Consider the following 11,892-nt stretch of genomic DNA (forward strand, 5'->3'; position numbering starts at 1 on the left):
GGACGGGCCTCGGGGCAGGATCAGATGAAGTCGGGGCCGCGCGGCAAGGCGAGGACGAACACGGCACCCTCGCCGGGCTCGGCGGGCTCGAGCGTCAGCGTGCCGCCATGCGCATCGACGATGGTCTGCGAGATGGCCAGGCCGAGGCCGGTGCCCTCCATCTTGGTGCTCACCATCGGCTCGAACAGATGCTCGCGCACGCCCGGAGGCACGCCGGGGCCGGTGTCGGCAACACGGATGCGGACGCGGCTCCCTTCGGCCCAGCTCGAGACCGCGATCCGGCGCACCGGGCTGTTCCACATCGCCTGGGCCGCGTTGAGCAGAAGGTTGGAGAGCACCATCTCGATCTGGATGCGGTCCCCCAGCACGCAGGTGGAGCCCGGCGCGAAGCTGCGCACCAGCTCGACATCTTCCAGGCACGACAGGCGCGCGCGCACGACGTCGAGCATCTCGACCAGGCATTCGGGGCGCGCGTCGATCCTGCCGGTCTTCACGAAGCTGCGCATGCGCAGCACGATGTCGGAAGCGCGCGCAGTCTGCGCCGCCGCATCCTCGATGAAACCGAGCAGCTGTTCCAGCCCGTGGATCCGCTCGCGCAGCACCGCGGCGCAGCCCAGCATGTAATTGCTCGCGGCCGTCAGCGGCTGGCTGAGCTCGTGCGCCATCGCCGCCGCCATCGCGCTCATCGCGGTCAGCCGCGCGCCCGCCGCGGGATCGCCCGGCGCAAAGGGATCGCGCGGCGTATCATTCGCCGGAAACCGCGCCGAATCGCGCGCCCCGCGCAATTCGTCCTGGTCGGCACCGGCGCTGCGCCTGGCCATCGATACCCCGTCAAACCGCATTTTCTTCTCCGTGCCTCCGATTTCCCGCCCGTGGAAACCGGTATCCGTCTAGTCCCTAGGGCAGGTTGGGCCAGACTGCTTTGCATTTCACGCCAACCCCTTGGCAGTTCACGTCACCCTGCATAATAACTGGAATGTCCCGGATGCGCTCCGGGCATGGGGAGGGTCCGGCATGACTTCGGGGCGTGCGGCCATGATGATGGACTATGTCCCGGTCGCCCTGGAAGTTGGCCTCGATCCCTATCATATTCTTGCCGACATCGGCGTCAGCCCGTCGCAGCTCCGCAATCCCGAGGAACGGCTTCCTCGCGGCGCGATCGCTTCGATCCTCGAACGCTCGGCGATGGAAGCGAACTGCCCGCACTTCGCAATGCTGATCGCCGAGCGGCGCGACCTTTCCTCGCTCGGCCCGCTGAGCCTCGTCCTCCAGCAGCAGGAGACGCTGGAGGACGCCCTCCGCACGCTGATCCGCTACCAGCATCTGCTGAGCGACCTGCTGACCTTCAACCTCGAGATCGAAGGCGACACGGCGCTGGTGCGGACCCAGATCGTCAGCAGGATCGATTTCGCGCCGCGCCAGGCCCATGAAGCGGTGGGCGCGATGCTGTCGCGCGTCTTCATCGAGATCGGCGGCAGCGCATGGAAGCCGGAATGCCTGTATTTCATGCATGCCGCCCCGCCCTCGCTGGAAGTGCACCACCGGGTGCTCGGCTGCCCGGTGCATTTCGGCAGCGGGGTCAACGGCGTCGCCTATGCGCGCGAGGCGCTGCACGCCCGCAACCCGGGCTATCGCTCGAACCTTGCCGCCTATGCGAACAGCTATTTCGAGGCGCAGCTTCCCTCGGCTCCCTTGCTCACCGAAGCCGACCGGACGCGCCGGGCACTCTTCATCCTGCTCGCATCGGGCAAGGCCTCGATCGAGAATGTCGCGCGCCACATCGGGGTCTCGCCGCGCACGCTCCAGCGCAGGCTGGAGGCGGAAGGCACCGGCTTCAGCGTGGTGCTGAACGGCGTACGCCGCGAGCTGGTGGTCCGCCATCTGCTCAACAACGTCCAGACGCTCGCCGCGATCGGCGAGATGCTGGGCTATGCCTCGCCCGCCGCGTTCACGCGCTGGTTCACTTCCGAGTTCGGCATGTCGCCCAGCGCCTGGCGCCGCTCGGCGAGCGACGATCCTCCCCTCGCGCCGGCCCCCGCGGACGACGAGGATCCGGCGCTGGACCCGGCCGCGCCGCAGGGGATCGGCATGCCGACGCCGTTGTGAGGTGGCGCCGGCCAGGGTTGCTGCGGCAATCAGCAAGGCCCGTCATCCCCGCGCAGGCGAGGATCCAGGGCCGAATGCGAGGCAGGTGCGGCAGTTCCCACCCGCTCCGGAGAGCGTTGGCGCAATTGCGTCGATTGTCCCGAACTACCCTGGCCCCCGCCTGCGCGGGCATGACGATGGAGGACAGCGCACGCGCCGCAGGCCCCACCGCTCCCCTTGCGACTCCCCGCCCCGCCTGCGATGTTCCGGCGATGCACGACCTAGACACTTTCATCGCCGGACTGCCCAAGGCGGAGCTCCATCTGCATATCGAGGGCAGCCTGGAGCCCGAGCAGATGTTCGCCTTTGCCCGGCGCAACGGCGTCGCCATCCCCTTCGCCTCGGTCGAGGAGGTTCGGGCGGCCTATGAATTCTCCAACCTCCAGGACTTTCTCGACATCTATTATGCCGGCGCCGACGTGCTGCGCACCGAGGAGGATTTCCACGATCTCGCCCTCGCCTATTTCGAGCGGGTGGCGAAGGACGGTGTCGTCCATGCCGAGATCTTCTTCGATCCGCAGACGCACACCCATCGCGGCATTCCGTTCGGCGTGGTCGCCAACGGCCTGCTCGCCGGCATGGAAGCGGCCGAGGCACGGCTCGGCATCACCTCCAAGCTGATCCTCTGCTTCCTGCGCCACCTGGACGAGGAGGATGCCTTCAAGACGCTGACCCAGGCCCAGCCCTGGCTCGACCGGATCGCCGGCGTCGGCCTGGATTCGTCGGAGCTCGGCCATCCCCCGTCCAAGTTCGAGCGCGTCTTCGCCGCCGCCGCCGCGATGGGGCTCAAGCGCGTCGCCCATGCCGGCGAGGAGGGCCCGCCGGAATATGTCGCCGAGGCGCTCGACCTGCTGGCGATCGACCGGCTCGACCATGGCAATCGCAGCCTGGAGGATTCGGCGCTGGTCGCCCGCCTGGCCCGTTCCTCGATGACGCTCACCGTCTGCCCGCTTTCCAACGTCAAGCTGTGCAACGTCGCTTCGGTCGACGCGCATCCGATCGACCGGATGCTGCAGCTGGGCCTGCGCGCCACGGTCAATTCGGACGATCCCGCCTATTTCGGCGGCTATGTCGCCGACAATTACCGGGCGATCGCCCGGGGCCGCGACCTCAGCCGCCGCGACCTGGTGACGCTCGCGCGGAACAGTTTCCTCGGTTCCTTTCTTTCCGACGACGAAGTCGCCGCGCATCTCGCCCGGGTCGACGCCTATGCGGAGGAACACGCTTGAGCATCGTCTTCACTCCCTTCACCCATGAGGAGATGGTGGCGGGCGTCCACGCCATCGCCGCAGCCGCCGAAGCCTGGAACCCGACGCTGCTGGTCGGCGTCGGCCGTGGCGGGCTGACGCCGGCGGTGTTCCTGTCGCATCGCATGGGTTTGCCGCTCGTCTCGATCGATCATTCGACCAGGATCGCGCAATTCGGCGAGGAGCTGGTGTCGGTGCTGGCCCGGCGGACCCGCGACGGCGACCGGCTGCTGTTCGTCGAGGACATCAACGACAGCGGCAAGACGATCGGCGAGATCCGCGCCGCCCTGGCCGGCGAAAGCGCGATCGCCAGCCGCATCCGCTTCGCCGTGCTGCTCGACAATCTCCGCTCCTCGCAGCAGGTCGATTATCGTGCCCGCCGGATCGATCGCTCGGTCGACAAGGACTGGTTCGTCTTCCCCTGGGAAGCCATGGCGCCCCGCGACACGCTCGCCGAGGATGCGATGGAAGTTCCCGAGCGGCTGGCGTGATTTGACGCGGATTGTTCAGCCTCCGTCAATCGCGGATATGCCACGCTCCATCGTGGACACATCCCTGCCGGCGCGCGTTCGTTCCGTCATAGCAGTGCCCAGACTTTAACCTCGGAGGAACCATGTCGAGAACTCCCAAGCGCCCCCGGTTCGCAGCGCTTGCTCTCATCCTCGCCGGCAGCATCTCGCTGTCCGCCTGTATGACCGCAACCCCCTATCAGCCTGCCACCGGCAACGGCACCGCTGTCCGCAACGGCTATTCGGACACGCAGATCGAAAGCAATCGCTTCCGCATCAGCTTCTCCGGCAACAGCCTCACCTCGCGCGAGACGGTCGAGCGCTATCTGCTCTATCGCGCCGCCGAACTGACGCTCCAGCAGGGCTTCGATCACTTCATCCTGTCCGACCGCGATACCGAGAAGAAGACCGATATCGTGCGCGAGCCGGGTGCCTGGGGTCCCGGGCCCTGGGGCTATTGGAGCCCGTCCTGGCGCTTCTATCGCGGGCCGCGCTGGGGCTGGCGCAGCTGGGATCCCTTCTTCGACGATCCCTTCTGGCGCGACCGCGACTGGGATTATCGCACCGTCACCCAATATGAGGCCATGGCCGAAGTGGTGATGGGCAAGGGCCCCAAGCCCGCCGACAACCTGCGCGCCTTCGATGCGCACGAGGTGGTCAGCCGCCTGGGCCCGTCGATCCAGATGCCGGCCACGAAGTAAGCGGCGAAACTCCTCCCGCTTGCGGGAGGGGAACGCACTCCTCAAGGATCGTCATCCCCGCGCGGGCGGGGATCCAGGGTTACAGGCGGTATCGCCCTTGGCTCTGGATCCCCGCCCGCGCGGGGATGACGGCATAGGCTATGTACGGGCGGCCCGAAGGCCGACCCTGGCTCAGGCCACCTGGCCGTGGCAGTGCTTGTATTTGCGGCCCGAGCCGCAGGGGCACGGCGCGTTGCGGCTGACCAGCCCTTCCCACTGCGCCGGATCGGTGCCGAGATCCTCGGCCGAAGGCTGGGGAATGCCCATCTGCGGCAGGCGGGTGGTGATCAGCCCGGCCGCGCCGCCATCATAGTCATAGGTATCGTCCTCGCCGGTCAGCGGATCGATATGGGTGGTCAGGAAGTCGGGCAGCTGCGGCAGCTCGGGCGCCGGCTCCATGCGGAACTGCGCGAAGGCGAGCGTGCGGGTCACGTCCTCGCGGATCTGGCCGAGCATGCGTTCGAACATCGCGAACGCCTCGTGCTTATACTCGTTGATCGGCGTCTTCTGGGCATAGGCGCGCAGGTGCACGACCTGGCGCAGCGCGTCGAGCATCGCGAGATGCTCCTTCCAGTGATGGTCCAGGTTCTGGAGCAGGATCGACTTCTCGATCTGGCTCCAGGTCTCGGGCTCCAGGTCGGCGGCCTTGCCCTCGACGAGCTTGTCCGCAGCCTCGCGCACGCGCTCCTCGACCATCTCCGGCTCGATCTGCGCCTCGTCCCGGATCCACTGCTCCACCGGCGCATCGACGTTGAGGGTGCCGAGCACCTTCTCCTTGAGCTCCTCGACCTTCCACTGCTCGGGATAGGAGCCGTGCGGGCAATATTCGCCGACAATGGCGTTCACCGTCTCGGCGCGCATGTCGGTGACGACATCGCCCACCGTCTCGGCGTCCATGATGTCGGCGCGCTGCTCGTAGATCACCTTGCGCTGATCGTTCATCACGTCGTCATATTCGACGACCTGCTTGCGGATGTCGTAGTTGCGCGCCTCGACCTTGCGCTGCGCGGTCTCGATCGCCTTGCTCAGCCATTTCGAGCCGATCGCCTCGCCATCGGCGATGTTGTTGCGCATCATCTTGGCGAACAGCGTGTTCGAGCCGAAGATGCGCAGCAGGTCGTCGTCGAGCGAGAGGTAGAAGCGGCTCAGGCCCGGATCGCCCTGGCGGCCCGAGCGGCCGCGCAGCTGGTTGTCGATGCGGCGGCTCTCATGGCGTTCGGTGCCGAGCACGAACAGGCCGCCGGCCTCCTTCACCTTCTGCTTCTCCGCCGCGATCTCCGCCTTGATCTGCTCGATCGCGGCTTCCTTGGCGGGCCCCTCTTCCATGTCGGCAAGCTCGTCATGGACGCGGAACTCGAGATTGCCGCCCAGCTGGATGTCGGTGCCGCGGCCGGCCATGTTGGTGGCGATCGTCACCGCGCCCAGCCGGCCCGCCTGCGCCACGATGTGCGCCTCGCTCTCGTGATGGCGGGCGTTGAGCACCGCGTGATCGACGCCCTCGCCGGTGAGGAACTCGGACAGCATCTCCGACTTCTCGATCGAGACGGTGCCGACCAGCACCGGCTGGCCCTTGGCGGCATGTTCCTTGATCTTCTTGGCGATCGCCCGGAACTTCTCCTCGAGCGTCTTGTAGAACTCGTCCTCCTCGTCGACGCGCTGCACCGGCAGGTTGGTCGGGATGGTGACGACGTTCATCTTGTAGATGTCGAAGAATTCGGGCGCCTCGGTGGCTGCGGTACCGGTCATGCCGCCCAGCTTCGGGTACATGCGGAAATAGTTCTGGAAGGTGATCGAGGCGAGCGTCTGGTTCTCCGGCTCGATGTTGACGCCTTCCTTGGCCTCCACCGCCTGGTGCAGGCCGTCCGACCAGCGCCGGCCGTCCATCATGCGGCCGGTGAATTCGTCGATGATGACGACCTTGTCGTCCTTCACGATATAATCGATGTCGCGCTTGAACATCACGTTCGCGCGCAGCGCCTGGTTCAGGTGGTGGACGACCTGGGTGTTCTCGAAATCGTAGAGATTGGCGCCCTGGAGCAGCCCCGCAGCCTCGAGCATGCGCTCGACCTTCTCGGTGCCGTCCTCGGTCAGCACGATGGTGCGCTGCTTCTCGTCCTTCTCGTAATCCTCGGGCGTCAGCTGCTTCACCACCACGTCGACGCCCATATAGAGCTCGGACTTGTCGTCGGTGGGACCCGAGATGATCAGCGGCGTGCGGGCCTCGTCGATCAGGATCGAGTCGACCTCGTCGACGATCGCGAAATTGAACGGGCGCTGCGTCATCGAGACCCGCTCATACTTCATGTTGTCGCGCAGATAGTCGAAGCCGAACTCGTTGTTCGTGCCATAGGTGATGTCCGAGCCATAGGCCTCGCGGCGCTCATGGTCGGAGAGGTTGGGCACGATCACGCCGACGGTGAGGCCGAGGAACTTGTAGACCTGGCCCATCCATTCGGCGTCGCGCTTGGCGAGATAATCGTTGACCGTGACGACATGGACGCCGTCGCCCGGCAGCGCGTTGAGATAGGTCGCCAGCGTCGCGACCAGCGTCTTGCCCTCGCCGGTGCGCATCTCGGCGATCTCGCCGCGGTGGAGCACGATGCCGCCCACCATCTGCACGTCGTAATGGCGCTGGCCGAGCACGCGCTTGGCCGCCTCGCGCACCGTGGCGAAGGCTTCCGGAAGCAGCGCGTCCAGCTTCTCGCCATTGGCGAGCCGCTCGCGGAACTTCACCGTCTGGCTCGAAAGCTCTTCGTCGCTCATCGCCGAGATCGCCGGCTCGAAGCCGTTGATCTTGTTCACGATGCTGCCGAGCGATTTCACATAGCGATCGTTCGAGGAACCGAAGAGGGTCTTGGCAAAACCGCCGAGCATGGATTTTCCAGTCTATGTCTAGGGTGGTCGGACGGGCGCGCCGCTGCGGCCGGCGCCCGTTTGAATGCGAGAACGGAAGAGCGGCCGCCGAGTTCAGCGAACCGCGGAAAAGCTCATTCGAGCCGGCGCTCGAAGGGCAGGCGCAACGCGGCGGGCGCGTTCCGCACGGCCGCGAGCGGGAGGACCCTTTCGGGCCGCAGCAGCGGCACCGGGAGCGCGGGCGTCGCGCGACGGGCCGGAAGCACCGCCGCCTGCGCCGCCTGGGCGGCCTGGACCACCGCTACGCCCTGCATCTGCCGAAGTCCGCCGCGATCGGCCGAACCGGCACCGGTCAGGCTCGCGAGAAAGGCAGTCAGGAGAAGCAGCAGTTCCAAAAACGAAGCTCGCAAATGCTTTGGCGCCTCGAGACCGAGAAGCGCGCTTACGGCGACATAGTAATTCCGATCGGCTTCGTCCAATCGAAAGCGAGTATCGGCCTGTCGCGGGCCGGAACGGGCCGGGGCAGCGCCTGCCCTGGCCCGCGCGGATCATTGCGCCGTGGCACCGCCCGCAACGAATTCCACCGGGGCCGAGCGCGATTCCGGCGCCTTGCCGCCCTCGGCCGGCAGCTTGATCGTCTGCACCTGCTGGCAGGCCACCTTGTCGATGCCCGGGCTGCCGCTCGACTGCTCGACGGTGCAGGCCGAAACCGCACCCTTCTTGTCGAAATCGAGATGGACGACCGGCGACTTGGTATAGCTTGCCGGCAGCTTCTGCACGGTGATCGTCATGATCGGCGCCGGCACGGCCGGAACCGTCTGTCCGGCAAGGGCCAGGAGGGTAGCGAGAATCATCGAATGTGCCTTTCGAGTCCGAAGCGACCTATGTCCTTGGTAATGCTTGCCGCGCGGCCGTCTACCCGTTTGCTTCAGGGAACCTGCGGAACTGCCTGCCTGCCCGCGGGCAGTGTGCCCATTGCCGCCATTGGCAGCGATTCCCCTCCAATCGGCGGCCCGCCCTATTTCGTCCGTTCGAACGTCACGGATGCCATCCGGCTATTGGGCTCGGGCCAACCCGGCTTACCTGCCTTGAGCGGCGGCACCTGCACATTTGCCTGTTCGCAGGCAATTGCGTCGAGCTTCGGATTGCCGCTGGTAAGCTCGACGGTGCAGGCTTTCGGCTTGCCGTCGGCAAATACCAGTCGAAGCAGCGCCGGATTGGCGTAGCTCCTCGGCACCGCCTGCAACTCCACCACCACCTCCACCGGCTTGCTGGTGACGGCGCTGATCGGATTCGGGATCCTCGGCTTTCCCGGCAAGTTCCAGGTGAAGGTGCCGTCGTAGGAATAGGGGATGTCCGTCCCCGCTGCGTTGCGCCCCGGCGTGAACACGGCCCGCCTGCGCAAGAGCCTGCACACGGGTTCGTCGAGTTCGGAATAACCCGAAGTCCCAATCACATGGCAATCCGCCACCTTTCCCTTCGCATCGACATCGGCGCGGAACTTGACGGGCCCGAACTCCCCGCGCCGAAACGGGCCGGCCGGATAGTCGTCGTCCGTAAGCCAGCTTTGCGGCCGTCCGCGCGGTTCGGGCTTGCGTGACGCTTCAGGAGGAGGCGCAGCCGGCACGGCTTGCATCACCAGCCCCGCCAGCATCACCAAAAGCATTTGATCTTTCCCCCTGCTTGCCCGAAGCGGACGCCAGCTTAGCAACAGGTTTTTGCATGTCCATAGAACGCTCCCCGCTTGCGCTTCCCTTTCCCGCCCTGCCGGCGATCCCCGGCGTCACCGCGCGCGTCGCCCGGGCGCGATACAAGAGCTGGGACCGCTGCGACCTGACCTTCATCGAGCTGGCGCCGGGCACTTCGGTGGCGGGCGTGCTGACCGGCAGCAAATGCCCCTCCCCCGAGGTGGAATGGTGCCGCAAGGCGCTGCCGTTGGGCGAGGCGCGGGCGCTGGTGGTGAATGCGGGCAATTCCAATGCCTTCACCGGCAATCGCGGCCGCGCCGCGGTGGAGGCGATCGCCGCCCGCGCCGCCGCGCATCTCGGCTGCCGCCCTTCCGACGTGTTCGTCGCCTCCACCGGGGTGATCGGCGTGCCGCTGCCGATCGACAAGGCCGAAGCGGGCCTCGACAACGCGTTCACCGCCGCGCCCTGCGGCTGGGAAGATGCCGCCGCGACGATCATGACCACCGACACCTTCGCCAAGGGCGCGGCCACGCAAGCCGTGGTCGGGGGCAGGACCGTCAGCCTGATCGGCATCATCAAGGGATCGGGCATGATCGCGCCGGACATGGCGACGATGCTCGGCTTCCTCTTCACCGATGCCGCGGTCGACCCGGCCTTCCTGCAGGCCGCGCTGGGCGATGCCAACCGCAAGAGCTTCTCGTGCATCACCGTGGACGGCGATACCTCCACCAGCGACACGGTGCTGGCCTTCGCCACCGGCGGCGCGGGCAACGCAGTGCTGGCGAGCGACGAGGACGACGGCGCCGACGCCTTTCGCGCCGCGCTCCAGGATCTGTGCCACCAGCTCGCCCAGCTCGTCGTGCGCGACGGCGAAGGCGCGCAGAAGCTGATCGAGATCACCGTCGAGGGCGCGGAGAGCGATGCCAGCGCGCACCGCATCGCCATGTCGATCGCCAATTCGCCGCTGGTGAAGACCGCGATCGCGGGCGAGGATGCCAATTGGGGCCGCGTGGTGATGGCGGTGGGCAAGGCCGGCGAGCCCGCCGAGCGCGACCGGCTCGCCATCCGCTTCGGCACCACCCAGGTGGCGCGCGACGGCCTGGCGGTGGAAGGCTATGACGAGGCGCCCGTCGCCGCGCACCTGAAGGGGCGGGAGATCGAGATCGGCGTCGAGCTGGGCCTTGGCGAAGGCCGCGCCACCGTATGGACCTGCGACCTGACGCACGGATACATCTCGATCAACGCGGATTACCGGAGCTGATACGTGATGATCGACGGCCTATTCGAGCGCCGGGCCCAGATCGTTGTTTTCCTCAATACGAAGCATCCGGATGTCCCGTACGGAGGGCTGGAACCAATTATAAGTCCTTTTGAGCTCCTGCACGGCCAAAACGCAATCGACCGCAGTGACGGCGTCGTTGCCGAAATAGGTCGATCCCTGCTGCCAATCAAAGCCTCGCTGTTCCAGAATACGGCGAACATCCGCATACGCATTGCGCCATGACGCATTCGGATAGGTCTGTTCCAAGGTCTGGGTGTCCAGGTCAAACACGATAGCGTACATGCTTCCTCCGCTCCTGCTTGGCCTGTTCCCAGCTCGATTATGATCGAAACGTGCGTTCATTAGAGCAATCTAACGTCTTTCAGCTATCGGTCAAAGCGAGCGCTCCACCCATTGCTTGATCGCGCTCTTCGGCATCGCGCCGACCTGCGTCGCCGCCGGCTGGCCATCCTTGAACAGGATCATGGTGGGAATGCCGCGCACGCCGTATTTGGTCGGCGCGTCGGGATTCTCGTCGATGTCGATCTTGATGATCTCGACCCTGTCGGCCAGCTCCTCGGCCAGTTCCTCGAGCGCCGGTGCGATGATCTTGCACGGCCCGCACCATTCCGCCCAGAAATCGACGAGCACGGGCTTGTCGGCCTCGAGAACGTCTGCGGAAAAGCTGGCGTCGGTGGTCGCCTTGGTGGCCATGATCAAACTCCTGATACGATGTCGGCCGCTAATCTATGATCGCACCTCGCAGGGTCAAGCGCGCAAGCCCAAGCTTTGCTCCATATCCGTGAAGCCCGGCTTGTGGGCCGAGAGCAGATCGGCCGGCAAAAGGTGGAGCACCGGCCCCGCGGCATAGAGCAGCCCGGCCTCGATCACGCGCCCCGGAAAGATCACCGCCAGCGCGGCGGCATAGGCCGCCATCTGCCTGAGGTGATAGGGGGGAATCTCGGCCAGGGACGCGGGTGCGCGGCGGCCGGTCTTGAAGTCGACCACCCGGACATGGTCGGGCGTTATCACCAGCCGGTCGACCGTGCCCGAGACGACGAGCCCATCCCCCACCACCGCGGCGATCGGCGCTTCCCCCAGCGAGGTGGGGCCGAACAGCTCGGCGAAGCGCGGATCCTCGGTGACCGCCAGCGCCGCGGCGACGAGCTCGGCGCGCAGGACCGGGTCGCCGACGCCCCCCGCCCCGGCCAGCCAGCGTTCCGCGGCAGCGGCGCGCTCGGCGCGACCGACCGACGGCAATCGCTCGAAAAGGGCATGCAGGAGCCGGCCGCGCTCGGCCGCGGCGCGCAGCGCGGGCGTGGGCGGCGGATCGGCCACGGCATCGTCGCCCAGCGCGGAGGGCGCGAGCGGGCGTGGCGGGCGGGCCTCCTCGGGCGCGGGACGGCGGGCCCAACCGGGGAGCGCCGCCGCCTCGGCGGGCTCCGATGC

Annotated in this window: 13 protein-coding genes; 5 read left to right on the forward strand and 8 right to left on the reverse strand. The window is 66.8% G+C overall.

Annotated features, from left to right (window positions below):
• Positions 1–20: 20 nt before the first annotated feature.
• Positions 21–842 carry an ATP-binding protein gene (locus tag OMP43_RS22675; RefSeq protein WP_280281841.1) on the reverse strand — a complete coding sequence of 274 codons (822 nt, stop codon included), beginning with the start codon at positions 840–842 and terminating at the stop codon, positions 21–23.
• A 172-nt stretch (positions 843–1,014) separates the two neighbouring features.
• On the opposite strand from OMP43_RS22675, the gene OMP43_RS22680 reads away from it, so the two are divergent.
• The 4 genes from OMP43_RS22680 to OMP43_RS22695 all read left to right on the forward strand — a co-directional run bounded on the left by OMP43_RS22680 (position 1,015) and on the right by OMP43_RS22695 (position 4,602).
• Positions 1,015–2,106: an AraC family transcriptional regulator gene (locus OMP43_RS22680; RefSeq protein ID WP_280281842.1), complete on the forward strand. Its 1,092-nt coding sequence runs from the start codon at positions 1,015–1,017 to the stop codon at positions 2,104–2,106.
• A gap of 251 nt (positions 2,107–2,357) precedes the next feature.
• Entirely contained in the window at positions 2,358–3,374 is a 1,017-nt protein-coding gene (locus tag OMP43_RS22685) for an adenosine deaminase (protein ID WP_280281843.1), read from the forward strand.
• Entirely contained in the window at positions 3,371–3,883 is a 513-nt protein-coding gene (locus OMP43_RS22690; RefSeq protein WP_348538630.1) for a phosphoribosyltransferase family protein, read from the forward strand. The genes OMP43_RS22685 and OMP43_RS22690 overlap by 4 nt, the downstream gene beginning before the upstream one ends.
• Before the next feature lie 122 nt (positions 3,884–4,005).
• Entirely contained in the window at positions 4,006–4,602 is a 597-nt protein-coding gene (locus tag OMP43_RS22695) for a hypothetical protein (RefSeq protein ID WP_280281844.1), read from the forward strand.
• Between the two features lie 171 nt (positions 4,603–4,773).
• Here OMP43_RS22695 and secA read toward each other — a convergent pair whose 3' ends face one another.
• The 4 genes from secA to OMP43_RS22715 all read right to left on the reverse strand — a co-directional run bounded on the left by secA (position 4,774) and on the right by OMP43_RS22715 (position 9,160).
• Complete coding sequence (secA, locus tag OMP43_RS22700) at positions 4,774–7,515, reverse strand: preprotein translocase subunit SecA (RefSeq protein WP_280281845.1); 2,742 nt, start codon at positions 7,513–7,515, stop codon at positions 4,774–4,776.
• Positions 7,516–7,628: 113 nt separating this feature from the next.
• Positions 7,629–7,889, reverse strand: coding sequence for a hypothetical protein (locus OMP43_RS22705; RefSeq protein WP_280281846.1), 261 nt, complete (start codon positions 7,887–7,889; stop codon positions 7,629–7,631).
• Positions 7,890–8,042: 153 nt separating this feature from the next.
• Positions 8,043–8,348, reverse strand: a complete 306-nt coding sequence (locus OMP43_RS22710) for a hypothetical protein (protein ID WP_280281847.1) — start codon at positions 8,346–8,348, stop codon at positions 8,043–8,045.
• Between the two features lie 164 nt (positions 8,349–8,512).
• Positions 8,513–9,160 carry an energy transducer TonB gene (locus OMP43_RS22715; protein WP_280281848.1) on the reverse strand — a complete coding sequence of 216 codons (648 nt, stop codon included), beginning with the start codon at positions 9,158–9,160 and terminating at the stop codon, positions 8,513–8,515.
• A 56-nt stretch (positions 9,161–9,216) separates the two neighbouring features.
• Between OMP43_RS22715 and argJ the strand changes: the two genes are divergently transcribed.
• Positions 9,217–10,443, forward strand: coding sequence for a bifunctional glutamate N-acetyltransferase/amino-acid acetyltransferase ArgJ (argJ, locus tag OMP43_RS22720; protein ID WP_280281849.1), 1,227 nt, complete (start codon positions 9,217–9,219; stop codon positions 10,441–10,443).
• Positions 10,444–10,461: 18 nt separating this feature from the next.
• Here the strand turns inward: argJ and OMP43_RS22725 are convergent, their stop codons facing one another.
• From OMP43_RS22725 to OMP43_RS22735, 3 genes are all read right to left on the reverse strand, one after another.
• Positions 10,462–10,746 (reverse strand): virulence factor, encoded by a 285-nt coding sequence (locus OMP43_RS22725; protein WP_280281850.1) that lies wholly within the window; start codon positions 10,744–10,746, stop codon positions 10,462–10,464.
• Between the two features lie 90 nt (positions 10,747–10,836).
• Entirely contained in the window at positions 10,837–11,157 is a 321-nt protein-coding gene (trxA, locus tag OMP43_RS22730) for a thioredoxin (protein ID WP_280281851.1), read from the reverse strand.
• 54 nt (positions 11,158–11,211) lie between these two features.
• On the reverse strand, positions 11,212–11,892 hold a 681-nt coding region (locus OMP43_RS22735), incomplete at its 5' end, for a PD-(D/E)XK nuclease family protein (RefSeq protein WP_280281852.1).

Source organism: Sphingomonas sp. CBMAI 2297 (assembly GCF_029870595.1).
Taxonomy (GTDB): domain Bacteria; phylum Pseudomonadota; class Alphaproteobacteria; order Sphingomonadales; family Sphingomonadaceae; genus Sphingomonas.

Bases quoted from the DNA above. Each gene is read 5' to 3' on its own strand.
- trxA (WP_280281851.1), bottom strand. From the start codon at position 11,157: ATGGCCACCAAGGCGACCACCGACGCCAGCTTTTCCGCAGACGTTCTC.
- OMP43_RS22675 (WP_280281841.1), bottom strand. From the start codon at position 842: ATGCGGTTTGACGGGGTATCGATGGCCAGGCGCAGCGCCGGTGCCGAC.
- OMP43_RS22710 (WP_280281847.1), bottom strand. From the start codon at position 8,348: ATGATTCTCGCTACCCTCCTGGCCCTTGCCGGACAGACGGTTCCGGCC.
- argJ (WP_280281849.1), top strand. From the start codon at position 9,217: ATGTCCATAGAACGCTCCCCGCTTGCGCTTCCCTTTCCCGCCCTGCCG.
- OMP43_RS22695 (WP_280281844.1), top strand. From the start codon at position 4,006: ATGTCGAGAACTCCCAAGCGCCCCCGGTTCGCAGCGCTTGCTCTCATC.
- OMP43_RS22715 (WP_280281848.1), bottom strand. From the start codon at position 9,160: ATGCTTTTGGTGATGCTGGCGGGGCTGGTGATGCAAGCCGTGCCGGCT.
- OMP43_RS22680 (WP_280281842.1), top strand. From the start codon at position 1,015: ATGACTTCGGGGCGTGCGGCCATGATGATGGACTATGTCCCGGTCGCC.
- OMP43_RS22725 (WP_280281850.1), bottom strand. From the start codon at position 10,746: ATGTACGCTATCGTGTTTGACCTGGACACCCAGACCTTGGAACAGACC.
- secA (WP_280281845.1), bottom strand. From the start codon at position 7,515: ATGCTCGGCGGTTTTGCCAAGACCCTCTTCGGTTCCTCGAACGATCGC.
- OMP43_RS22685 (WP_280281843.1), top strand. From the start codon at position 2,358: ATGCACGACCTAGACACTTTCATCGCCGGACTGCCCAAGGCGGAGCTC.